This is a genomic window from Neptunomonas sp. XY-337, assembly GCF_004959845.1.
GTDB classification, from domain to species: domain Bacteria; phylum Pseudomonadota; class Gammaproteobacteria; order Pseudomonadales; family Balneatricaceae; genus Neptunomonas; species Neptunomonas marina.
This window is the reverse complement of the sequence record NZ_SPLL01000008.1, coordinates 98,846-121,317: the sequence shown is the minus strand read 5'-3', so window position 1 is coordinate 121,317 and position 22,472 is coordinate 98,846. Positions and strand designations below refer to the sequence as shown.

Sequence of the window (22,472 nt, the reverse complement as noted above, 5' to 3'; positions counted from 1 at the left end):
ACGATGTTAGCTGAATCAACCACACGGCCGATCCCCAAGCAGCGCCATCAAATCTCGCTGGAAGAGTTGCTCAGCTTGCGCCACTGGCCGCCCGCACGAGGTGGCCGACGCGAGCGGATGGCGATTCGTGATGGCCACCACTTGAGCCATATTCGTGGCCGCGGTATGGAGTATGACGATGTTCGCCAGTACCAGCCAGGTGATGATATTCGCCACCTCGATTGGCATTTGATGGCGCGCACCGGCGAAGCCTACACCAAGTTGTTCCGTGAAGAGCGCGAACGGCCTGTGTTTGTCATAACAGACCTGCGCCCCACCATGCAGTTCGCAACCCGAGGGCACTTTAAAGCGGTACTCGCCAGCTACGCCGCCAGCATGGTGGTATGGAATACCCTTGCCCAAGGTGATCGCGTGGGTGCGCATCTATTCGGAGCCGATGACGACCTGCTGTTCAAGCCAACCAACGCCCGCCAGCGGGTGATGGGGTTGATGGCAGAGCTGGCCGAACGCCACTATCAGCCGAATAGCGAACGTGTGCAGCCTATCTCGTTAGCGGCTGCATTGAGTAAAGCGGAGCGCTACCTCAGTAGCGGTACTCTGGTTTATCTATTCAGTGATTTCCACGATGTAGATGCGGCTGCCCAGCAGCACCTCATGCGCTTAGCCAAACGCTGTGAGCTGAAACTGGTGCTGATCTCTGATCCTTTAGAAGAGCAGTTGCCCAAAGGGCGGCGCTATCGCTTTATTGGCCGTGATAAAGAGGTCTCCATCGCCGCAGGCGCGACCCAGCAAGATCAGTATCAACAGCAGTTTGCGCAGCGTATCGCCGTGTTAGAGCAGCTACATCAGCTACGTGGTGTTGAGTTCGCCCATTGGCGCAGTGCTGCGCACCCGCTGTTTACGTGTGCAGGGGATGATCATGAACACGCCTGATCTTTCCAAGCTCGATCTCAAGCCGCTACACCTGCCCGAACCGATCGGTTGGTGGCCATTGGCGCCCGGCTGGTGGATGGTACTGGCGGCCCTGTTGGTCGCAGCTTTGTTATGGATGATGTGGTTAAGGCGTGATCGCTCATCTGCAGCACCCGCGCCGCGACAACTGGCCCTGATGCAATGGCAGCAGATATGCGAGCAGTACGCGCAGCAAGATGCAGCAGAGCAGAACGCCCAATGGCTTGTGGTACAAGCCAATCAACTACTCAAACGCGTGGCGCTAGCCTACGAAGGCGACCGTGTGGCTCGGTTATCAGGTACCGCTTGGTACCGCTACCTTGAGCAGCGCGCCAACGGCGCTTTCGCAACGAAACCCCTTGAGGTGTTGGTGAGCGGGCCGTATCGCGCCGTGGATGCACCATTAGACGACAACTTTATTCCCGCTGTGACCCAATGGCTAGCGCAAGCTCAGCTGAACTCGGCACACATCAGCCATGCCAATATCGGAGGTAAAGATGTTTGAATTTGCCTGGCTTTGGGCGTTTGCGCTGCTACCACTACCTTGGTTAGTACGCCGTTTTGCCCCAGCGGCAAAGGTTGAGCAGCAAGCAGGTTTACAGGTGCCGTTTATCGATAATCTGGCTGCGGTTGCGGCGCAATCTGCCAGTAGCCGCACTTTAAGCGAGCGCGGGCCGCTGTTGCTAGGTGTGCTGGTGTGGGCGTGTTTAGTAACAGCCGTGGCCAAGCCGCAATGGCTGGGGGAGCCGATTCCACAACCGTTGAGCGGTCGCGACATCATGCTGGCCGTTGATCTATCTGAAAGTATGTTAGAGAGCGATTTTGTGATCGACCGGCAGCGGGTAGACCGGCTCACCGCGACCAAAGTGGTGGCGGGTGATTTTATTGAGCGCCGCGAGGGGGATCGCGTCGGACTATTGCTGTTTGCGGATCAGGCTTATCTCCAAGCGCCGCTCACCCGTGATCGTGCCACGGTGCGTCAACTTCTGGATGAGGCGCAGGTGGGACTTGCGGGGCGGGCGACTGCGATTGGCGATGTGATAGGCCTCGCGGTAAAGCGCTTTAAAACACTGCAAAGTAGCCAGCGCATATTGGTGCTGATGACCGATGGCGAGAATACGGCGGGTGCTTTGGCACCGGAGGCTGCCATCGAGCTGGCGCAAGCCGAAGGGTTGACCATTTACACCGTGGGTATTGGCCGTGACAGCGGTGGCATCAGCTTTATGGGGTTATCGGTCGGCGGTGGCAGCAGTATCGATGAAGCGCTGCTAACGCAGATTGCTCAACAAACAGGCGGGCGTTATTTCCGCGCTCAAGACTTAGATCAGCTGGTGGAAATTTATGCGCTATTGGATGAACTAGAGCCGGTTGAGCAAGATGCCGATTTCTTTCGCCCCGTTAGCAGCCTTTACCAATGGCCGCTCGGTTTTGGTGTGCTGCTCTTCGCGATCTTACTGGTTTGGCAGCGGCAGCGAGGAGGTCGTTAGTGGCACAGTTTCATCTGTTGCAGCCGTTGTGGCTACTGATTATCCCGCTGCTCGTGGGGCTTAGCTATATCGTCTGCGCTCAATCGCGTAGCGCTAAACACTGGTCAATGGTCTGTGACCCTGAACTACTGCCTTTGTTGGTGGTTGAGCAGCGCTCGCGCCAATGGGCGCGCTTTGTGCTGCTGTCGATTGTCAGTGTACTGCTCGGTGTTGCGCTGGCGCAGCCGGTTTGGCAGCAACAGCCGCAACCGGCGTACCAGCAAGAGGATGCGTTAGTTATTGCGCTCGATCTATCGGCATCGATGGCTGCACAAGATCTCAAGCCCAGCCGCCTTGAGCGAGCGCGCTTTAAAATCCGCGATTTACTGGCCAAGCAGCGGGATGGTCAGGTGGCGCTACTGGTTTATGCGGCTGATGCGTTTGTAGTGACACCGCTAACGCAAGATGCTGCCACCATTGATGCACAGCTTGCCGCTATGTCGCCGGATATTATGCCGCGCCAAGGGAGCCGTGCGGACAGGGCGCTGCAGTTGGCTGAAAACCTATTGCAACAAGCTGGTATTCAAGCGGCCAATATCCTGTTGGTGACTGATGAAATTCATCCGGCACAGGTGGCGGCAGAGAGTGTGCGCTTAAAACAGACTGGGCATCAGGTATCTCTGTTGGGCGTTGGCACAGAGCAAGGCGCGAATATCCCGACTGCATCGGGCGTGTTGATGCATAACGGCACCGCGGTTGTGGCGAAGCTCGCGATGAGTAACCTGCAAGAGGTGGCCTCATTGGGTGGCGGGCGCGCTGTGCTGATCAGCCCAAGTGATGCGGATCTTGATTATCTGATGAGCGGTTTTTTGCGTGGCGGCGATGTGGTTGCTGCGCCGTCTCAGGTACTCGATGAGTGGGTGGCCGAAGGCCCTTGGTTGGTGCTGCTCGCGTTGCCATTTTTGCTACCGTTGTTTCGCCGTGGCGCGCTGAATCTGCTGCTTCCAGCGATCTTTGTGGGGGCTTTAACCTCTAGCCATTCAGTGCATGCCAACGAGACTTCATGGTGGCAAACGGCCGATCAACGCGGCGCTGCAGCACTGAGTGAGGGGGATGCCGCGCGCGCGGCCGCGCTATTTACTGACCCCCGTTGGAAGCAAATTGCTGAGGCACATAACGGTGATTTGGCTGCCGCGTTGGAGGCGCTGCCTCACCCAGAGAGCGCGGACGATTGGTACAACCGCGGTAATCTTTTGGCGCAAAGTGGCGCACTTGAGGAGGCGTTGTCGGCTTATGACCAAACGCTAGAGATCGCTCCCGAGATGGCGGATGCCAAACATAATCGTGCGCAGGTAAAGCAGTTACTTGAGGAGCAAACCCGTGCTGAAAATGGCTCGCAACCTAATCAAGAGCAGGGCGATCAAGCGCAAAGTGATAGCTCAGAAAACAGCGACGCGCAAAACAGCGACGATCAAAACGGCGAAACTCAAGGTAACGAGTCGCAAGCAGGCGAGAGCAACCAAGCAGAATCAGATGCGAACAATGCCGCGGAGCAAAGCCAATCGAATGAGCAGCAAGGTGGGCAAGATAACTCGACTCCTGCAGGTACTGAAGAGCCGCAAGCATCAGCGGGTGATCAAGCGCAGGAAGGTAAGGATCAGCAACAGCTACAAGAGGCCTTTAAGCAGGCGCTAGATGAGCGCCAAGCACAAGGGGAAGACGCGACGGCGGTTGAAAGCACGGCAGCCACAGCACCACCAAGCGAAGCTGAGCAGGCCCGCCAGCAGTTGTTAAATCGTATCGAGGATGACCCCGCTGGACTTTGGCGGCGAAAATTCCGCTACCAATATCAGCGTGATGCGGCAGCGGAGCAGGAGAGTAAACCATGGTAAAAGCGTTCCAAGCATGGGTGATGGTCAGCCTGCTGCTAGCAGGAGTACCGGCGAGTGCGCAGCTGGATGCGTTATTAGAGCGCGGCGCTATCGAAGAGGGCGATGTGGTCCGTTTACAGATCACCAGCACCGAGGGCGAGCTCGATCAGCTTGACCTGAGTCCATTGGAGAAAGATTTCACGGTGGTATCGCGAAGCCGGATGAGCAGCACATCGCTTGTAAACGGTTCACTGACCCGTAGCGAGCAACTTATGTTGGGTCTTCAGCCCAAACATTCCGGTGATCTGGTTATTCCACCATTAACGTTGGCTGGCGAGACCACCCAAAGCTTAGCGTTGAAGGTGTTGCCGGCTCAGCAACTCACATTGGAGCAGGGCGGTATTGAACTGTTAGTGACAGCATCTAGCCTATCGCCGAAGGTGCAGCAACCGGTGATCTACCGTATGACGCTGTTTATCGGCCAGCAGCTGTATAACGCTTCATTAGAGCCGCCCGAGGTCATTTCAGGCGATGCCTTGATGGAACCGCTCGGTGAGCAGCAACAGTACCAACAGCAGCTAAAAGGGCAAAATGTTACTGTTGTAGAGCAAATTTGGGCCATTACACCGCAAAAAAGTGGCACATTGGTTATAAAACCACCACGGTTGATGGCACAAGTACCAGCGCAAAATCGGCGTGCGAAGCGTATCTCGGCGGTAGGGGATCAACTGACATTAACGGTAGGAGCGGTACCTGCTGCATTTAAGGGGCCGAGCTGGCTACCTGCTGAGCAGGTCACGATGACCGAGCAGTGGAGCAGCGAGGCATTACGTGCCGGTGAGCCGGTAACTCGCACTATAACATTGCAAGTGGAAGGTATAGGTAAAGAACAGTTACCGCCGTTAACCTTGCCCGAAGGTGAGGGGATCAAGCAGTATGCCGCGGCCCCTGAGATTGATGAGCAGTTTAACGGTGATACCTTGATCACAACGCTGACTCAAGCGGTAACGTTGATTCCCGAGCGCGCCGGTAAAGTAACACTGCCTGCGGTACGGCTGCCTTGGTGGTCGGTGGTTGATAACCAGCAGCAAAGCGCGGAACTGGCAGCCCGAACACTCACCGTTGCTGCGGGCGTAACGCCGAGCACGCCGCAGGTATTGCCTGAGTCGCAACCCCGTATAGCCCCGCCCGTAAAGCCTGCTGCTCCCGTTGTGGCTGTTGATAGTGATAGCGGTATCGCACCTTGGTTGTGGGGTATAGCAGGGTTGCTAGTAGGTGGATTATTGGGCTGGTACGTGCCCCGTCGCCAGCGGCCTAAACCATCCATACCGCCGGCTCGCCCCAGTGTTGATATCGCCGCATTGCAGCAGCGTTTTCAGCAAGCATGTCTTGCCAACGATGCATCTGCGGCGCGCGCGGCGCTATTGCAATGGGCCGGTGCCGTCGATCCAAACTATCAAACGCTAACGCAGATTATCGACGCGGTGCCCGCGGCGCGTGAGCAACTCATTGAACTTGAGCAGGTGCTTTATGCCGCGCCAACTAAAACCCCTTGGCAAGGTGCTGACTTGGGGCAGGTTTTCCGTAGCGTTGCGTTTGAAAAAAAACCTTCCCCCTCTCTTGATAAAGGTCAACTTCGGCCGCTATACCCACATTAACCCTACGGGCTAAATGTACTAGCATTTGGTCTGAGCCTGCTGGATCTGCGTTGGTTTTTCGCTAAGGTAGATCTGGAAGGCGTGCGTGATTGTATCGAGAGGGCCGCTTTTGCGGCCTTCTTTGGTTATTATTTGCTCGATGTCGGTATGTTCGTTTGAAGTGAAAAGCCAAACCCGCGCGTGTAGTTTTAGCTAGCGATTGGTCGTGGTAGCGAGCTAAGGAGCTCCCCAAATCTATGTCTTGTTTTTCCCCATTTCGTATCGCTATTGTGCTGTTTGGCGTACTTTGGCTGGCTATGTCGAACCTCGCTTATGCGCTTGATCGGGTGAGTTTGCAGCTGCGCTGGGATCACCAGTTTCAATTCGCAGGTTATTATGTGGCGCAGTGGAAAGGTTACTATCTCGAAGAGGGTATCGATGTTGAGATTCGCTCTGCTGTAACCGCCGACGGCATCAAAAGTGCGACGCAGGAGGTCGCCGACGGGCGTGCTGACTTTGGTGTGGGTGCGGCTGATATTTTGATTGCGAATGATCAAGGTGCCAACTTGATGGTTGTTGCCCCTATCTTTCAAACAAGTGCTGCGGCTCTGTATGCGCTTGAACCCACACCCATGACGCGCTTGGCTGATTTGATGGCGCTACGAGTCGCACGCCGACAAAATGATCTGATCGATGTTGAGCTGCAAGCGATGCTCAAAGCCGAAGGTTACGACCCAGATCGTTTAAGTAGTTATGCTCATCCAGCAGGGCTTGATCACTTGATCAATGGTGATGTTGATGTTGTGCCGGGTTATCGCATCTCCGTGCCATTTGAAGCGATGTTTGCCGGGGTCAAGGTGAAAGCGATCTACCCTGCGACCTATGGTATCGATTTTTATGGCGATAGCTTATTTGTCAGCCGCGATAAGGTTTCAAACGATCCCAAGCTAGTAGAGCGCTTTAAACGAGCCTCCTTGAAAGGCTGGCAATACGCGCTACAGCACCCAGATGAGATCAGCCGCTTGATCGCTGAACGTTTACCGCGCACCGCTCCGTTAGCGGGTGATTTTGTCTCTTTCAACCGTTTTCAAAGCGAGGCGTTAACGGACCTCACTTTGTATAAGCATGTTCCCCTTGGCCAGCTTAATCCGCAGCGCTGGCGTCAGATGCATGCGCAGCTTAAACAACTGGGTTTAGTCTCGGGTGAGTTCAAGCCCCTTGATGTGGTGTTTGATCTGGGTGACATTCAAGAGGTGCGCTCTCGCCATCTCTTGATACTCTTTATCATCGGTATCTCTGCGCTGCTTATTCTAGTGGTGATCTTCTACCTTTGGTCGGCAACATTGCAGCGACAAGTTTCGTTGCGCACAAAGCAGTTCCGCGATAGTGAGCGGCGTTACCAAGGTGTTTTTGAAAGCAGTGAAGTTGCGATCTGGAATCAGGACTTTTCTCGGGTATATGACGCGTTAGGTGAGCTACGCAACGAAGGAGTTACCGATCTAAATAGCTACCTTGCTGCTGATAACGCCAGAATTTGGGCGCTGGTAGAGCGGCTGTGCACGGTAGACGTGAATCCCGCCACGCTGCGCTTGCTTGGAGCTGGCTCGCAAGAGGAGCTGTTGGCACGGGTGGCCGAGCTTTATGATGAGAAAACCCCGCAGCTCTTTGCTGAGCAGTTTGTTGCCATTTGGGAGCAACAGCCGCTCTATCGCGCTGAGCACCAAATTCGTACGCTGCATGGGGAGCCTGCCTCCGTGATGGTGAGTTTTCCGATCGCCCAAGACCGTGATACTGCGCGCAGTGTTGCGATCACCTTGGTGGATTTAACCGAGCATAATCGGCGAGAGGCCCGCCTGCGTACTCTGTATCAAGCGGTTGAGCAAAGCCCTGTATCGGTGATGGTGACCGACCCGCTGGGTACAATCGAGTTTATCAACGGCACCTTCGAGCAGCGCAGCGGTTACAGCACACGTGAGCTGTTAGGCAGCAGCGTAATTGACCTTTATAGCCAAGCCCGTAGTCACGTATCGCTCAAGGAAGTATTAGCGAGCTTGCGTGCCCATGCCCATTGGGAAGGTGAAATTGAGAACATCAATAAGTCGGGGGACGTGGTCTGGGAGTCTCTTAAGGTCTCCCCTGTGACCAGCGCCTCTGGCGAGGTCAGCCACTATCTCATCCTCAACGAGGATATTACGCTGCGTAAAGCCTATGAAGATCGGATTCTTTATCAAGCGCGTTTTGATCAGCTTACAGGGCTGCCTAACCGTCTGAATATGCTAGAAAAACTGCGTAGTCTGCGGGAGGATGCCGCCCGGCAGAAGCAGTCATTAGCGGTACTCTTTTTGGACCTAGATGATTTTAAAAAGGTGAACGACACTCTAGGGCATGAGTTTGGCGATAAAGTGTTGTTAAAGGCGGCACAGCGCTTGCGCAGTACTGTTGGTGAAGCGCAGATAGTTGGGCGCTTGGGGGGGGATGAGTTTATCATTTTGTTGCGTAACGACTGTGCCACAGAAGGTATGCAGCCTCTACTAGAGCGCCTGCTGGCTGCATTTCAGCACCCGTTTGTGCTAGATCAGCGCGAGGTGACTTTAACTGCGAGTATCGGAGTGGCTACTTACCCAGAAAACGGGCGCAGTTGTTCGGAGTTGCTGCGTAATGCCGACGCGGCCATGTACTACTCTAAGCGCCAAGGGCGTAATACTTATACTTTCTTTAATCATAATATGGGTAAAGAGGTGTATCAGCGTTTGTTACTAGAGGAGCAGATGCTGGGCGCTTTGTCGCGCGGTGAGTTCGAACTGCACTTCCAACCGCAGGTATGTCTGGTGAGTGGCAAGATGTCAGGTGCTGAAGCGCTGCTGCGTTGGACCAACCCTGTTTTAGGCGCTGTGGGGCCTGATCTTTTCATTCCCGTCGCTGAGGAGTCGGGGCAGATTGTGCCGATTGGTAAGTTTGTCATTACCGAAGCACTCAGTGCGGCACATGCTTGGCAACAGCAGGGGTTAGACTTGCGCGTTGCGGTGAATCTATCGCCGCGCCAGTTTCGTGATGAAAACCTTACCCAATTCATTCTGGATGAACTTAACCGCTTTGAACTGGCGGCATCGGTGCTGGAGCTAGAGATTACAGAAGGCTTACTGCTGAGTGGCCATTCTGGCGTTTTGGATGCTCTTACCCAACTGAGTGATGCGGGGGTCTCAATCGCTATGGATGATTTCGGTACCGGTTATTCATCGCTTAGCTATCTGCGGCGTTACCCCTTTGATCTCGTCAAGATAGATCGCTCCTTCATCCGTGACTTAATGCTCGACTCTGCAGATCAAGAGCTGGTCAGCGCCGCCATCTCTATGGCACATGGATTAGGATTAAGTGTATTAGCAGAAGGAGTGGAAACTGAGGCGCAATGGGCTAGGCTGAAAGCGATGGGATGCGATGCAATACAAGGGTTTGTATTCAGTAAGCCGGTACCAAAAGATGCGCTATTGCAGCTAGCACTGGCGAGTAACACCGCGCCTCGCAAAAAGGCAGACCGACTGCAAACGACGGACGAATAATCAATAGGGTGGCATCGGACGCTGCTGATGCTGGATAAGAGTACCCAATGAAATTACGTAAGAAGCTGCTGGTCGGCCTACTCACGCTTTTCGCTGTTCTGAGCGTTGCTATCGTTATAGTGCTGAACATCATGGTGCTACCGGAAGTGGCGCGTCTTGAAGCTGTATTCCAGCAAAAGGATTTTGAGCGCGTGCGTATGGCTCTAGAATATGAACAAAAGCGCTTGAGAACCGTAGCCATTGACTGGGCGCAATGGGACGATACCTATACGTTTATCGAAACCGGTGATCCCGATTACATCGCGTCCAACTTTCCGGATGATCAGCTGAGTGTGCTAGGTGCTAGCTTTGTTCTGGTGCGCAACACTAAAGATGAGCTGGTTTTAAATGTATACGAAGTGCCCTGGGAAACGGAGGTCTGGGAAGCGTTAAGACGGCCGCTTAGCCGTAATCTGTTGCGCTTTATCAGCGATGCAGAGAGCGCTGCATCGGGTCTATTTCTATTGGGTAATCGTGCTTATCTGATTAGTGCAAGCCCCATCTTAACCAGCTTTTCTCAAGGGCCTGCTGGGGGATACTTCTATGTTGGCAAAGCGGTTGATAAGGCGTATCAAGCTATGCTTTCTGAGGTAGTGCAGCATCCAATCGAGCTGACGGTATCTCAAGCTGCGCCTTTGGCGCAAAAGCAGAAGCATATACAGGATATCGTAGGGAGCCTCAGCTTTATCAATACCTCGGATGCTGAGCTGGATGTACACTGGCCCCAAGAGAACGTATTTTACGATGAAGCATTAAAGACCATCCGCTATACCGTACTGACTGTGCTGGGAATCGGATTGATCGCGATGGCGATCGCTTACGTAGCGTTTCGTCACAGTGTCATGTTGCCACTTACGCTACTGATTCGCCAAACGGAGGAGTTTGGTGAGAAGAAAGCGATGCGAGCTTTTCGAGCGTTGCGCCGTGATGATGAGTTTGGCGAGCTTTCTGCCAGCTTTAAACGCATGGCACAGAAGCTGAGTGAAAGCTGGTGGCTACTTGAGCGTGAGCGCAGCGAATTTGAGCGCGCCAGTGTGACCGATGCGCTCACTAGGTTGCGTAATCGGCGCTATCTGGAGCAGCGCCTCAATGATGAAGCGTTGTGGCAAGGTGAGCACAAATGTGCGTTTTTTATGCTCGATATCGATCTCTTTAAGCGGATTAACGATCACTATGGGCATGATGTGGGTGATGTTGTCTTGCAGCAGTTTGCGGCGTTACTGCAAGAGGAGTGTCGCGAGCAAGATATTCTGGTGCGTTACGGCGGTGAAGAGTTCACGATTGTGGCGCAGGGGCTTGGGTTTGATGCGGCTAAAGGGGTTGCTGAGCGCATCCGTCGCCGTATCGAAACTGAGGTGTTTGGTGGTACCGCTGCACAGGTCTACTTGAGCTGCTCGGTGGGGTTTTTCTGCGTCGATAAAATCGCACAGCAACACCTGCAAACCTACTGGCCAGATATGCTGAAAGTTGCTGATATTGCTCTGTATCTGTGTAAACGCAATGGACGTAACATGTGGCTTGGGCTGGATGCTGTCGATATTGATCGCATCCAACCCTGCCCGGTGAGCTCTCAAGACTTACGCCAGTATGTGCAGCAGGGTGTGATGCAGCTATCTAGCCATCGTGCTGAAGAGGATAAGCTGGTCTGGTTTTAGCGCTTGCCAAACACGTCTTGAAGCAGTTCAGTGGTGCGTGCGATAGGCTGTTGGCGGATCCGTTTCTCCTCCTCTGCCAAGCGCACAAATAAACCATCGAGTGCTGCTTCTGTCACATGATCACCCAAGTTAGGGCTCATGCCTTTGAGCATCGGCACTTTATTTTCTGCCTCCCCAACCAGTAACTGATACGCTTGCGTCACGCCGCTGCTGGACATCGCCTCTTCAATCAGCGGCTTGAGTTTAGTTTGTAACTGCGGGCGGGTTTTTTCATCGAAGTAATCTGTGGCAGCGGTCTCTCCGGCGGTGTAGATCCGCTGAACATCTTCAAGCGTCATCTGCTCAAGCGTTTGTGTGAAGATGGGGGTAGCAGTTGTGATCGCTTTTTCTGCCGCTTGGTTCATGCTGGCCTCAAATGCGTCCACCTGATCGGAGAAACCATAGTTGCGTAGCAGTAACGCAACCGTATCAACACCCTTAGGTAGAGGGATTGCTACGTCTTTGTGGTTTGCATAACCGCCATCGCTAGCTAAACGAGTAATCGCGCGCTCACCGCCAATCTGCAATGCCTCTTTTAGTCCTTTGGCAAGCGTAGCGCTATCGACCCCCTGTGGCAGTGTGATGGCGCTTTGAGAGTCAGCCTTTAAGAGCTGCTCGCCCTGCTTCAATAGGTCGTCTAAGCCTGCTGATGCGGGCATTGCAACGGTGAGTGAAAGTGCCAGTGCTGCCGCAGATATGGCGTGAGTGGAATAGGTCATGACGACTCCTTGCTGATCGCTCTTGATGTGTTGGCGAGGCGCGCATGGCGCTTATCTCTAAACCAGCTTCGCACAGCCGGTAGGCGGTTGACCAGTACTGCAAGGAAGATAAGCACGCAGCCACTAAACTGCAGCAGGGTCATTGACTCGCCAAACCATAACGCCGCAAACAGGGCCGCCCAAACCGGCTCTAATGTCATGATAATGGCTGAGTGGCTGGCGGGCGCTAAGCTCTGTCCGCTGGTTTGTAGCAGAAATCGCAAGCTGGTTGCGATCAGTGCACTGGCCGCCAGCCAGCCCCAGATCGCGGGAGGTTGCTGGAAGTCCCAGCTTTCTAAAACGGCTGAACCGCCCGCCGTGATGACACCGGTCAGCAATAATTGAACGGCCGTCAGAGGCAGTGGCGAGATCTTCGCGGCTGCGCGGGAGTTGAGGATAAACACGAATGCGATAAACAGCGCCGAGAGTAAAAAATAGATCTCAGCTAGACCAAACCGCAGCTCGCTATCCAGTGATAAGCATGCTAACCCGGCCACCACAAACGGGAGTGATATAAACACATAGCGGTTGGGACGCTCGCCAAACAGGAGGCTGATCAACGGCACCATCACGATACCCAAGCTGGTGAGGAATGCTCCGACGCCAATATGGGAAGCATGTTTAAGGCCTAAAATCCAAAACGTCATCGCAATACCAAATGTCACGCCAACCACCGCGGCGCTGCGCCACTGGTACGCACTAAAGTTGCGCAGAGCCGTCCAGCCAATGACCGCCAGAATGAGCCCAGCACTTGTGAAACGCAGGGCCATAAAGAGCAGTGGTGAAAGACCTTGAACCGCTTCGCGCGAGAAGACCCAACCGGCCGCTGCAACGAGTGTGGTGATCAGTAGTAGGAGATCTGCTCGGTGATGTGTGGTCACGCTTACCGTCCTGTCTGTAATCCATGTGAAAAGGGCAGCATGGTAGCAAAATTTAGCGGCTAAACCGTGTTTTGACGGCTGCATAAGTGTGTTGCAGCGGAGTAGATGTTGGGTAAGCGGTACCGTGAAATGGGGCATTTCAAACGTGCGTTTATTAATATCTTACTAATATTGGGATCACTACTATGCGCAGCTTTTAACCAATTAAAGGCACAAAACATGGCAGTTTCGCTTCGGAATCTGAAACGCAGACGGGTTTCCAAGCCAGTTGAGGCAGTACTGGTTTCGCTCTTAATGGCAGCAGGCAGCACCTCGCTCGCTGCAGACGAAAAACGCATCGCGATCGTCTACTCTGATGAGAGCGCAGAGCAATTTTACGATAAATTTGCTTACCAGCAGCTCTTTGCCGCATCCCAGTATCAAGCGACGATGGCGGGAATTCCGTTCGATCTGATCAACGCCGCTGAGTTAACACAGTCTGAGCAACTGAAGCGTTACTCCGCTATTTTGATGCCAAATCTATCGCATATTCAGGCGGACTGGCGCGAGGCGATCGAGGCTTCGCTGGCTGAGGCGACCGCGGCAGGCGTTAGCTTAATCACCGCCGGAAACTTCTTAACCAATGATGCCGACGGCACTGTCCTGGCGGGCAACCCTTATCGTGCCACTGAAAACCTGCTGCAGCTGAGCTATTCCCAGTATTTTGGCGGAGTGGCAGCGAGCGTGACCACCTCGTCGGCACCGCACCCGGTGATTGATCAGTACGGCACAAACCAAGCGGTTGTGGATTATGGCCAACTCTGGTTCAACAGCTATCAGCCACTCACCACCCATGCGCATGATCTTGTTAGCGTTGCAGCAAACGGCAGCATGGTGACCGGCGGTTGGGCTCTCGATCATGGCGACTATCGTGTTGTGCACTTCTCCAATGAGCAAGTCATGATGGATAACAATCTGTTGTGGCGTGCGCTCCAGTGGGCGACGTATGGCTCGCAAGAAGCCGTTGGCTTACAGATGACACGTGCCGACAGCCTCTTTTATGCGCGTAACGATATGGACCAATCGATGTTTGCCAACACGTTACACAACACCGATATTCCGTTACTGGATATCGTGACAACGTGGCAGAAAGATTATGATTTTGTTGGCTCGTTCTACCTAAATATTGGTAACAACCCGGCAGCAGGTGAGTACACGGACTGGAGCATTTCTGCACCGCTATTCCAAGCGTATGCTGATCTTGGTAATGGCATTGGTAGCCACTCCTACACCCATCCGCACCACACAACAGAGCTCACTGATGAGGAGCTAGTCTTTGAGTTTAAAGACAGTGCACAGGTGCTGCGCGATAACCTGCAGCTACCGGTTATAGGTGCTGCGGTACCGGGTAATCCCGAAGATGAGCGCGTGCGCACCGAGATGAAAAAGCACTACAAATATATCTCCGGCCGCACTGGCGATATCGGCTCTGGCTACCGTGGCGCCTTTGGTAAACTGACAGATAAAGATACCAGTCTCTACTTCAGCTTGAATATGTCGCCGGACTACACCCTCATTCAATACTTGAATCAGACCCCTGCACAGGCCTTAGCAACGTGGAAGCAAGAGTTTGACGCGCTAACGCGTTACGGCTCTGCGCCTATCGCTAATTGGCTATGGCACGATTATGCCGTGACCAACTCTGCTGATCTGTATGGCACCAATACGTTACGTGATGTGGTTGCCTATGCGGCCGAGCAAGGTACCGAGTTTATTACCGGTGAGGGTCTCTATCAGCGCCTGGAGCAGTTCGCGAATACGCGCTTAGATAGCGAAAAAACCGCCGATGGCTGGCGTGTCAGCGTTGCGGGTAACGATATCGGACACTTTGCGTTGAAACTGACAGCCGATACGCAGATTGCAGCGGTTGCCAACTGGTATGCCTATAACGGCAATGAGGTCTTTGTACCGCGCCAAGGTGGCACATTTGAGATAAAAACAGGTGGCCAGCCTAGCGCTGTGACACGCATCACTGACCTGCCGACTCGCGCTGAGCTGATTGACGTAACCGGCGATGGGCAGCAGCTTGCGTTTACCCTGCAAGGCCAAGGCGATGTGGTTGTCACACTCGCTTCATCTGCGCCGGTCACCGTATTAGGTGCAAGCAGCTACCAGCAGCAGGGAGAGCAACTGGTCATTACACTGGCTCATGCTGCTCAGCATACAGTCACAGTGAAGCCTACCGTGGTAGAGACAAAAGCCTGCTACTTGAAAGACCTGTACTCCAACAAGTATCTGGAGGATTACAACGGTTACTATGTTGCTTTGAGTGCTAAAAAAACCAAGCGTACCGAGTGGCAACTGGAGCGTTATGGCAGCCGTTATGTGCGGATTCGTAGCGTGAATAGCCAACGCTATCTATCGGCAGCCAGCCGTTACTATCCCGTGTTATCTAGCACGCCGCACCGCTACCGTGCGAGCTGGCGCTTCTATGAGGGAAGCCAAAGCACCAAGATCCGTAATCGCGGCTATGGCCGTTACCTGCGGGCGCGTAACTACTACCAAATTGATCTAACGAGCTACTCTAGCCACAGCGAATGGGTCTTTGAAGGCGATTGCGCGATCAAGTAACCCAGCAAGATAGAGACCACTAAAGCCCTGCATCGCAGGGCTTTTTTATGCCACTTAGCTAATGCGGCATAGGTGGCCTTCGCTATCGAGGCGCTGTTTAATCCAGCTGCAAAACGCAGCGACTTTTGTGGCGATAGGTTTGTTGGGCAGCACCAGATAATGAGCGCCTGTTGATGGCAGCGTAAAGGGATGTGCTGCCACCAACTCTCCGCGCTTAATTTGCGCATCCACAACAAAACTACGGGCCAACAAAAGGCCGACCCCATTGCAGGCCGCATCGATAGCAATCGTGCTGGTATCGCTCTCTAAAATAGGCTGCGGCACTGCATTATGTATGCCCTGCTTGCGAAACCATTGCTGCCAGTTTTCACGATCTCCCATAGTGCTGATAAGCGGGCACTCCGCAATCTCAAAAGGATCCTCCGTGACGGGATGATGTGCCAAGAACGTTGGGCTGGCCACCACTTGCCAATACTCATTAGTGAGGCGCTCTACACGCATACCGGTCCAGTCACCAAAGCCGTTAGAGATCTCCAGATCCGCCGCCTCCACTTCGGTTTGCGATGGCCACACCGATGAGATCAACCGGACCTGTAAATCAGGGTGTTGCGCGTAGAAATCGTTTAAGCGCGGTACAAGCCAGCGCTGCATAAAGCTGGTGCCACATTTAATTGTCAGCCGAGCGCGCTGATCCTTGCCAAATAGATCGTGGGTGCTGGCTAGCAGGCTGCTGAACGCCTCAGTCAAGATGGGCAGGTACGCCTGCGCGCTATCTGTGAGCTCCAGCTTGCGCGGCTTACGGATGAACAGCTGAGTACCGAGATACTCCTCGAGTAGCTTCACCTGCTGGCTGATCGCTCCCTGCGTGACATGTAGCTCCTCTGCGGCTCGGGTTAGGCTGCGCAGCCGTGCGGCAGCCTCAAATGCTTTCAGTGCATTTAACGGGGGGAGAGGTTTACGACGTGGAGACATAGTGCGCTCGTATGGGTTAGAAAATCTGAGGTAAACAAAGCGATGTTGCTAATGCTGGACCTTGGCTCAGCGCAGCCGAACGCCCTTGATAGCAAAGAAAGATGACAGATATGTTGCAGATGGTTGCATGAAAGCCGGGTTTTTTTAGTTTTAGGCGTACTTTGCTGGTTTTCAGCGTGTCAATCACCACCATGCAACGCGTTCGCTAGCGCATTAGAATTTCTTATCAATGCGTGAAGATATGCTCCATTTTTTCTCGCGCAATCACTCGCCACAATGCTGCTCATCGAATGACAAAACAGGATGGGATTTCAGCATGAGTGCTGCCAATCAAACCACGCTAACCGCATCCCAGCTCGCACGTCAGCATTGGCTGGGTGTATTAGCTAAAGCGCCTGCTGAGCAGCTACAACAGCAGTGGGCGGCGTTGGACTTAACCCCCGATTATCAACTGATCCGCCCGCCGGAGATCGGCCTGACGATGGTGCGCGCCCGTGTGGGTGGCAGTGGTCAGCCGTTCAATATGGCGGAGATGACAATTACACGCTGTGCTATACGGCTAACCAGCGGCACGTTGGGCGTTAGTTATGTTGCGGGCCGCGATAAATGCAAAGCGCTCACCGTGGCTTTGGCAGATGCGCTGTTGCAAGAGGACACAGACCAGCAGCTTCAACAGCAGTTGGTTGCGCCACTGGAAGCCAGCCTACAGGCCGCTGCAGAGGCGCGTGCCGCTGATGCCAGCCAAACCAAGGTGGACTTCTTTACGCTAGTTCGAGGAGAGGATGAATGAGCGTCTCAAGCGAGTTACTCGTCGCAGGTTTTAATGATGCCGTGCACGATGGCCAGCAGGTGTTTCGTGCTCTGCTCACCGCTATGAGTGAGCCGGGCAAGCTGCAGCAGCCAAATCTGATAGCTGAGGGGCCGGGCGCGTTAAATGCTATCAGTTGGCAGGTGGCGTTAGCTCTGCTGGATGCTGATACACCGGTCTGGTTAAGTGAACGCTTGGCCGCTGACGCCGCGATCGCGTCTAACCTGCGCTTTCATTGCCAAAGCCCCCAGGTGGATAGCCCACAGAGCGCAGCTTTCGCATTGTGTGATGCCAGTGATGTTCCTGATATTACCCTGCTGAATATGGGCAGCGCCGAGCAGCCAGATCGCAGCACAACACTGATTGTGCAAGTCCCCGCGATTAGCAGCGAGCCGCACTGGACGCTCACAGGGCCGGGCATCGAAACTGAGCGCCAGTTGCGCATCGGTGGGTTGAGCTCAACATGTGTTGAGCAACTTATCGCCAGCCGCCAGCGCTTTCCGATGGGCATCGACTGCATCTTCTGTAGCACCGACACGCTCGTAGCGGTGCCACGCTCGACTCAGATCGATATCAACATGGGAGGCCGCTGAGATGTATGTTGCCGTAAAAGGGGGCGAGCAGGCGATCGATAACGCACACGCGTTGATGCGCAAGCAGCGCCGCGGAGATACCAAACTTGCAGAACTCACAGTTGCCCAGATCCAAGCGCAACTGCCGTTAGCGGTTGATCGCGTCATGAATGAAGGGTCTGTTTACGATCCTGAACTGGCGGCATTAGCGCTAAAACAAGCCAGTGGCGATGCGGTGGAAGCGATCTTTCTGCTGCGTGCTTACCGCACCACACTGCCACGTTTCGGTTACAGCGAAGCGTTGGATACCGAAGCGATGCAGATTGAGCGGCGTATCTCCGGCACCTTCAAGGAGTTGCCGGGAGGCCAGATTTTAGGCGCCACTTACGACTATACCCACCGCCTGCTCGATTTTGCTTTGTTAGCAGAGGGCGAGGCGGCGCAAGCAACACGTGAGCCTGCATCGTCAGAGCCGCTTGAGCCATGTCCGCGCGTTCTGGAGCTACTGAACCAAGAGGGGTTGATTGAGCTCAGCCGCAGCGAAGACGAGCAAGATCAAACCCCACGAGACCTGACCCGCGAGCCTGTCACCTACCCAGCCGAGCGTACCGTGCGGTTACAGAACCTAGTGCGCGGTGATGAAGGTTTCCTGCTCGCCTTGAGCTATGCCTCCATGCGCGGCTATGGCGATAGTCACCCCTTTGCGGGCGAGCTGCGCACAGGCCGTGTGAGCGTTGCGCTGGTGCCGGAGGAGCTCGGTTTTGCCGTGGAGATTGGTGACATGCTGCTCACCGAGTGCGAGATGGTAAACCAGTTCCACGGCAGTGCTACGGAGCCTCCTCAATTCACCCGTGGTTATGGTGTGGCGTTGGGCCGCTCGGAGCGCAAAGCGATGAGTGTTGCGCTGGTGGAGCGGGCGCTGCGTGCCGATGAGCTGGGTGAGATGGTGGCCTATCCCACACAAGATCAAGAGTTTGTGCTCTCCCACACCGATTGTGTGTCGGCCAATGGCTTTGTGTCGCACCTTAAGCTGCCGCACTACGTGGACTTCCAGTCCGAGCTGGAGATGATTCGCCGTCTGCGCCGCGAACAGCAGACCTCAACACAACAGATGGATGCGGAGCAGAACGATGTCTGAAGTCGCAACAGGTTATAACTTTGCTTACCTTGATGAGCAGTCCAAGCGGATGATTCGTCGCGCGCTGTTGAAGGCGGTAGCCATTCCGGGCTTTCAGGTGCCTTTTGGTGGCCGCGAGATGCCACTGCCGCACGGTTGGGGAACCGGCGGTATGCAGGTCACAGCATCGGTTATTGGCCGGCAAGATACGCTGAAAGTGATCGACCAAGGCGCCGACGATACCACCAACGCAGTGAGTATCCGTCGCTTCTTTGCTCGCACGGCAGGTGTGACCACCACCGAAGAGACCGCCGCCGCTGACTTGATCCAAACGCGCCACCGCATTCCAGAAACACCGCTGCGTAACGGCCAGATTTTGATCTATCAAGTGCCGACACCAGAGCCGCTGCGCTTTATTGAGCCGCGCGACTCGGAAACTATCAAAATGCACGCCCTGCGCGAGTATGGCGCTATGCAGGTCAAGCTCTATGAAGATGTGGCACGTTTTGGCCATATCGCCACCAGCTACGACTATCCGGTGATGGTGAATCGTCGCTACATGATGAGCCCCTCTCCGATTCCGAAGTTTGACAACCCGAAAATGGATCGTATGCCGGCACTGCAGCTCTTTGGTGCAGGGTTCGAAAAGCGCATCTACGCGGTGCCGCCCTATACCCAAGTGACGAGTTTGGATTTTGATGATCACCCCTTCGAGGTGCAGAGCTGGGAAGAGAGCTGTGCCATCTGTGCAGCGCAAGACAGTTTCCTTGATGAGGTGATCACGGACGATGCCGGTAGTCGGATGTTCGTCTGCTCTGATACTGATTACTGCCGCCAACGTGTGGCGCAACAGGAGGCCAACCCATGAGTGCGCAAACAGCACAATGGCAAGATGTCGCGCCACTACTTCAGGTGCGTGAGTTAAGTAAGTTTTACGCGCCGGGCAAAGGCTGCGGTGATATCGATTTCGACCTCTATCCCGGAGAGGTGCTGGGGATTGTGGGGGAATCAGGCTCGGGTAAATCAACGCTGTTGAATGTGCTATCCGCCCGCTTAGCGCCCGATGCTGGGCAAGTGATCTATCAGAGTGAGCAGTTTGGCGAGCTGGATCTATATGCCTGTGATGAAGCGCAGCGCCGCGTTTTGATGCGCTCAGAGTGGGGCATTGTGCACCAACATGCCCGCGATGGTTTGCGCATGAACGTGAGCGCCGGGGCGAATATCGGCGAGCGCTTGATGGCGGTGGGTGAGCGCCATTACGGCAATATTCGTGAACGCGCACAAGCATGGTTGGAAGCGGTGGAGATCGATAGCAGCCGAATTGATGATCGTCCTAGCCAGTTCTCGGGCGGTATGCAGCAGCGCCTACAAATTGCCCGCAACCTTGTGACTCATCCGCAACTGATCTTTATGGATGAGCCCACCGGCGGCTTGGATGTATCGGTACAGGCGAAACTGCTCGATATGTTGCGTGGTTTGGTGGCGGAGCTGGGCTTGAGCGTCATTATCGTTACTCATGATTTGGCGGTTGCGCGGCTACTGGCGCATCGTCTGATGGTGATGCGCCGCGGCCAAGTGGTGGAGAGCGGTCTAACGGATCAGGTGCTAGATGATCCGCAGCACCCTTACACCCAACTGCTCGTCTCTTCGATTTTGCAAAACTGATGGATAAGCCCATGACAACCATGATTTCGGTGCAGAATGTTGCTAAAGCGTTCACGTTGCACAACCAAGGCGGCACCAGTTTTGCGGTGCTAGAGGGGATTTCACTGGCGGTTGCTGCCGGTGAGTGTGTGGTGCTGCACGGCCAATCAGGTGCCGGCAAGAGTACCTTTTTAAAGGCGCTATATGCCAACTACAGCGTCGATGCGGGCGCTATCGTGCTGCGCGATGGTGAACAGCAGGTGGATATTACCCAAGCTCCGCCGCGCCGTATTATCGCACTGCGCCAGCAAACGCTGGGGTATGTATCCCAGTTTTTGCGTGTCATTCCGCGGGTGCCCACGCTAGAGGTGGTGATGCAGCCGCTCTTAGATTTAGGGGTGGCACGGGAGGTATGCGAGGCCAAGGCGCGGGAGCTACTAACCCGCTTGAATGTGCCGGAGCGGCTGTGGCAGTTAGCGCCGAGCACTTTTTCCGGCGGCGAGCAGCAACGGGTGAATATCGCCCGTGGCTTTATCGTCGACTATCCCATTCTATTGCTGGATGAGCCCACCGCGTCTCTGGATGCGAAGAATCGCCAAGTGGTGGTGCAGCTCATCAACGAAGCCAAGCGTCGCGGCGCGACCGTGGTGGGGGTTTTTCATGATGAAGATGTACGCGAAGCCGTAGCAGATCGGCTGGTTGATATTCGCCTGAGTAAATAGAGAGACCGTGATGAAAGAGCAATTATTGACCAACGCGAAGTTGGTGCTGGCTGATGAAGTGATCACTGGAACGCTGCTGATCCGTGAGGGTGAAATCGCCGATATTCATACCGGTGTTTCCAGCGTGTCGACGGCGGAAGACCTCGACGGGGAATATCTACTGCCCGGCCTGATTGAGCTGCATACCGATAACCAAGAGAAGTACTTTACCCCACGGCCCAAGGTGGACTGGCCGGCTCACATGGCCATGGCGACCCATGATGCGCAACTGGTGGCGGCGGGGATCACCACCTCGTTCGACTCAGTGGCGCTAGGTGATATCGTGGGCGACAGCACACGTGTCGAAAAGCTAGATGCAATGGTCAACGCGATTATTAGCTCGCAGGAGCAGGGCTTAAACCGTGCCGAGCACCTGCTGCACCTGCGCTGTGAGGTGAGCTTTCCGGGTTTGATGTCACTGTTTGAGCGTTATGTTAATCAGCCGTTGGTGAAGCTGGTTTCGGTGATGGACCACGCTCCAGGGCAGCGCCAGTTCCCACCGGAAGCGATTGGTAAATATCGCGATTACTATCAGATTAAATATGGTTTGAGCGATACCGAGCTGGATCGATTCGTCGCTGAGCAACAGGCTAATAGTGCTCAGTATGCTGATCCGTTCCGGCGTCAGATTTGCAGCATGTGCCACGCCCGTGACATCACAATCGCTAGTCATGATGATGCTACCTTGGCCCACGCACAGGAATCAGCTGAGCTTGGTATGCGAGTTGCCGAGTTCCCAACCACACTCGAAGCGGCACGTGCGTCCCACGAGCTAGGCTTGAAGGTGCTCATGGGTGCACCGAATATCGTCCGTGGCGGCTCCCACTCTGGTAACATTGCCGCCAAAGATTTAGCGGCGGCTGGTGTGCTTGATATCTTAAGCTCCGATTACTACCCATCGGCGCTGATTCAAGCGGCTTTTCTAGTGGCTGGGCTTGAAAACGATTACGACTTGGCGGCGGCTGTTCGCTTAGTAACAGCAAACCCTGCACAAGCGGCGCGCTTAACAGACCGAGGTGAGCTTAAAGTGGGCTTGCGCGCGGATCTTGTGCAGGTCAATAGCCACTCGGTGATGCCGCTGGTGGAGCGCGTTTGGAGCCGTGGCAAGCGGGTTTTCTAACATCCTGAGGTTGT

Annotated in this window: 18 protein-coding genes; 15 read left to right on the top strand and 3 right to left on the bottom strand. The window is 54.5% G+C overall.

Annotation, left to right across the window (positions count from 1 at the left end):
* Positions 1–3: 3 nt before the first annotated feature.
* From E4L36_RS16625 to E4L36_RS16595, 7 genes are all read left to right on the top strand, one after another.
* Positions 4–933 (top strand): DUF58 domain-containing protein, encoded by a 930-nt coding sequence (locus E4L36_RS16625; protein WP_136681524.1) that lies wholly within the window; start codon positions 4–6, stop codon positions 931–933.
* Positions 920–1,456: a DUF4381 domain-containing protein gene (locus E4L36_RS16620; RefSeq protein ID WP_169051573.1), complete on the top strand. Its 537-nt coding sequence runs from the start codon at positions 920–922 to the stop codon at positions 1,454–1,456. Before E4L36_RS16625 ends, E4L36_RS16620 begins: the two co-directional genes overlap by 14 nt.
* Positions 1,449–2,438, top strand: a complete 990-nt coding sequence (locus tag E4L36_RS16615; protein WP_136681522.1) for a VWA domain-containing protein — start codon at positions 1,449–1,451, stop codon at positions 2,436–2,438. Before E4L36_RS16620 ends, E4L36_RS16615 begins: the two co-directional genes overlap by 8 nt.
* The gene (locus E4L36_RS16610) at positions 2,438–4,309 is read left to right on the top strand and encodes a VWA domain-containing protein (RefSeq protein ID WP_169051572.1); all 1,872 of its coding nucleotides are present in this window, start codon (positions 2,438–2,440) and stop codon (positions 4,307–4,309) included. Before E4L36_RS16615 ends, E4L36_RS16610 begins: the two co-directional genes overlap by 1 nt.
* Complete coding sequence (locus E4L36_RS16605) at positions 4,303–5,946, top strand: BatD family protein (RefSeq protein WP_136681520.1); 1,644 nt, start codon at positions 4,303–4,305, stop codon at positions 5,944–5,946. Before E4L36_RS16610 ends, E4L36_RS16605 begins: the two co-directional genes overlap by 7 nt.
* Before the next feature lie 236 nt (positions 5,947–6,182).
* Complete coding sequence (locus E4L36_RS16600; RefSeq protein WP_136681519.1) at positions 6,183–9,482, top strand: EAL domain-containing protein; 3,300 nt, start codon at positions 6,183–6,185, stop codon at positions 9,480–9,482.
* A gap of 47 nt (positions 9,483–9,529) precedes the next feature.
* Positions 9,530–11,176 carry a diguanylate cyclase gene (locus tag E4L36_RS16595; RefSeq protein ID WP_136681518.1) on the top strand — a complete coding sequence of 549 codons (1,647 nt, stop codon included), beginning with the start codon at positions 9,530–9,532 and terminating at the stop codon, positions 11,174–11,176.
* Here the strand turns inward: E4L36_RS16595 and E4L36_RS16590 are convergent.
* On the bottom strand, positions 11,173–11,934 hold the full coding sequence (locus E4L36_RS16590) for a DUF4197 domain-containing protein (protein ID WP_136681517.1): 762 nt from the start codon (positions 11,932–11,934) through the stop codon (positions 11,173–11,175). The two genes, E4L36_RS16595 and E4L36_RS16590, sit on opposite strands and share 4 nt — an antisense overlap.
* On the bottom strand, positions 11,931–12,854 hold the full coding sequence (locus E4L36_RS16585; RefSeq protein ID WP_136681516.1) for a DMT family transporter: 924 nt from the start codon (positions 12,852–12,854) through the stop codon (positions 11,931–11,933). The genes E4L36_RS16590 and E4L36_RS16585 overlap by 4 nt, the downstream gene beginning before the upstream one ends.
* A gap of 219 nt (positions 12,855–13,073) precedes the next feature.
* On the opposite strand from E4L36_RS16585, the gene E4L36_RS16580 reads away from it, so the two are divergent.
* On the top strand, positions 13,074–15,464 hold the full coding sequence (locus tag E4L36_RS16580) for a polysaccharide deacetylase family protein (protein WP_136681515.1): 2,391 nt from the start codon (positions 13,074–13,076) through the stop codon (positions 15,462–15,464).
* 54 nt (positions 15,465–15,518) lie between these two features.
* Here E4L36_RS16580 and E4L36_RS16575 read toward each other — a convergent pair whose 3' ends face one another.
* A complete protein-coding gene (locus E4L36_RS16575) occupies positions 15,519–16,436 on the bottom strand; it encodes a LysR substrate-binding domain-containing protein (RefSeq protein ID WP_136681514.1) in 918 nt (305 codons plus the stop codon).
* Positions 16,437–16,752: 316 nt separating this feature from the next.
* On the opposite strand from E4L36_RS16575, the gene phnG reads away from it, so the two are divergent.
* The 7 genes from phnG to E4L36_RS16540 are packed head-to-tail and all read left to right on the top strand — an operon-like array spanning position 16,753 to position 22,458.
* On the top strand, positions 16,753–17,226 hold the full coding sequence (gene phnG / locus E4L36_RS16570; RefSeq protein WP_136681513.1) for a phosphonate C-P lyase system protein PhnG: 474 nt from the start codon (positions 16,753–16,755) through the stop codon (positions 17,224–17,226).
* On the top strand, positions 17,223–17,837 hold the full coding sequence (gene phnH, locus E4L36_RS16565) for a phosphonate C-P lyase system protein PhnH (RefSeq protein ID WP_136681512.1): 615 nt from the start codon (positions 17,223–17,225) through the stop codon (positions 17,835–17,837). Before phnG ends, phnH begins: the two co-directional genes overlap by 4 nt.
* A 1-nt stretch (position 17,838) precedes the next feature.
* The gene (locus tag E4L36_RS16560) at positions 17,839–18,954 is read left to right on the top strand and encodes a carbon-phosphorus lyase complex subunit PhnI (protein WP_136681511.1); all 1,116 of its coding nucleotides are present in this window, start codon (positions 17,839–17,841) and stop codon (positions 18,952–18,954) included.
* Positions 18,947–19,801: an alpha-D-ribose 1-methylphosphonate 5-phosphate C-P-lyase PhnJ gene (locus tag E4L36_RS16555; protein ID WP_136681510.1), complete on the top strand. Its 855-nt coding sequence runs from the start codon at positions 18,947–18,949 to the stop codon at positions 19,799–19,801. The genes E4L36_RS16560 and E4L36_RS16555 overlap by 8 nt, the downstream gene beginning before the upstream one ends.
* Positions 19,798–20,598 (top strand): phosphonate C-P lyase system protein PhnK, encoded by an 801-nt coding sequence (gene phnK, locus E4L36_RS16550; RefSeq protein WP_127694991.1) that lies wholly within the window; start codon positions 19,798–19,800, stop codon positions 20,596–20,598. Before E4L36_RS16555 ends, phnK begins: the two co-directional genes overlap by 4 nt.
* Before the next feature lie 11 nt (positions 20,599–20,609).
* On the top strand, positions 20,610–21,299 hold the full coding sequence (gene phnL, locus E4L36_RS16545) for a phosphonate C-P lyase system protein PhnL (RefSeq protein ID WP_240770924.1): 690 nt from the start codon (positions 20,610–20,612) through the stop codon (positions 21,297–21,299).
* Positions 21,300–21,309: 10 nt separating this feature from the next.
* On the top strand, positions 21,310–22,458 hold the full coding sequence (locus E4L36_RS16540; protein WP_136681509.1) for an alpha-D-ribose 1-methylphosphonate 5-triphosphate diphosphatase: 1,149 nt from the start codon (positions 21,310–21,312) through the stop codon (positions 22,456–22,458).
* The last annotated feature ends 14 nt before the right edge of the window (positions 22,459–22,472 follow it).

Bases quoted from the DNA above. Each gene is read 5' to 3' on its own strand.
- phnG (WP_136681513.1), top strand. From the start codon at position 16,753: ATGAGTGCTGCCAATCAAACCACGCTAACCGCATCCCAGCTCGCACGT.
- E4L36_RS16620 (WP_169051573.1), top strand. From the start codon at position 920: ATGAACACGCCTGATCTTTCCAAGCTCGATCTCAAGCCGCTACACCTG.
- E4L36_RS16600 (WP_136681519.1), top strand. From the start codon at position 6,183: ATGTCTTGTTTTTCCCCATTTCGTATCGCTATTGTGCTGTTTGGCGTA.
- E4L36_RS16540 (WP_136681509.1), top strand. From the start codon at position 21,310: ATGAAAGAGCAATTATTGACCAACGCGAAGTTGGTGCTGGCTGATGAA.
- phnH (WP_136681512.1), top strand. From the start codon at position 17,223: ATGAGCGTCTCAAGCGAGTTACTCGTCGCAGGTTTTAATGATGCCGTG.
- E4L36_RS16575 (WP_136681514.1), bottom strand. From the start codon at position 16,436: ATGTCTCCACGTCGTAAACCTCTCCCCCCGTTAAATGCACTGAAAGCA.
- E4L36_RS16590 (WP_136681517.1), bottom strand. From the start codon at position 11,934: ATGACCTATTCCACTCACGCCATATCTGCGGCAGCACTGGCACTTTCA.
- E4L36_RS16605 (WP_136681520.1), top strand. From the start codon at position 4,303: ATGGTAAAAGCGTTCCAAGCATGGGTGATGGTCAGCCTGCTGCTAGCA.
- E4L36_RS16580 (WP_136681515.1), top strand. From the start codon at position 13,074: ATGGCAGTTTCGCTTCGGAATCTGAAACGCAGACGGGTTTCCAAGCCA.
- phnL (WP_240770924.1), top strand. From the start codon at position 20,610: ATGACAACCATGATTTCGGTGCAGAATGTTGCTAAAGCGTTCACGTTG.
- E4L36_RS16595 (WP_136681518.1), top strand. From the start codon at position 9,530: ATGAAATTACGTAAGAAGCTGCTGGTCGGCCTACTCACGCTTTTCGCT.
- E4L36_RS16625 (WP_136681524.1), top strand. From the start codon at position 4: ATGTTAGCTGAATCAACCACACGGCCGATCCCCAAGCAGCGCCATCAA.
- E4L36_RS16560 (WP_136681511.1), top strand. From the start codon at position 17,839: ATGTATGTTGCCGTAAAAGGGGGCGAGCAGGCGATCGATAACGCACAC.
- E4L36_RS16555 (WP_136681510.1), top strand. From the start codon at position 18,947: ATGTCTGAAGTCGCAACAGGTTATAACTTTGCTTACCTTGATGAGCAG.
- E4L36_RS16615 (WP_136681522.1), top strand. From the start codon at position 1,449: ATGTTTGAATTTGCCTGGCTTTGGGCGTTTGCGCTGCTACCACTACCT.
- phnK (WP_127694991.1), top strand. From the start codon at position 19,798: ATGAGTGCGCAAACAGCACAATGGCAAGATGTCGCGCCACTACTTCAG.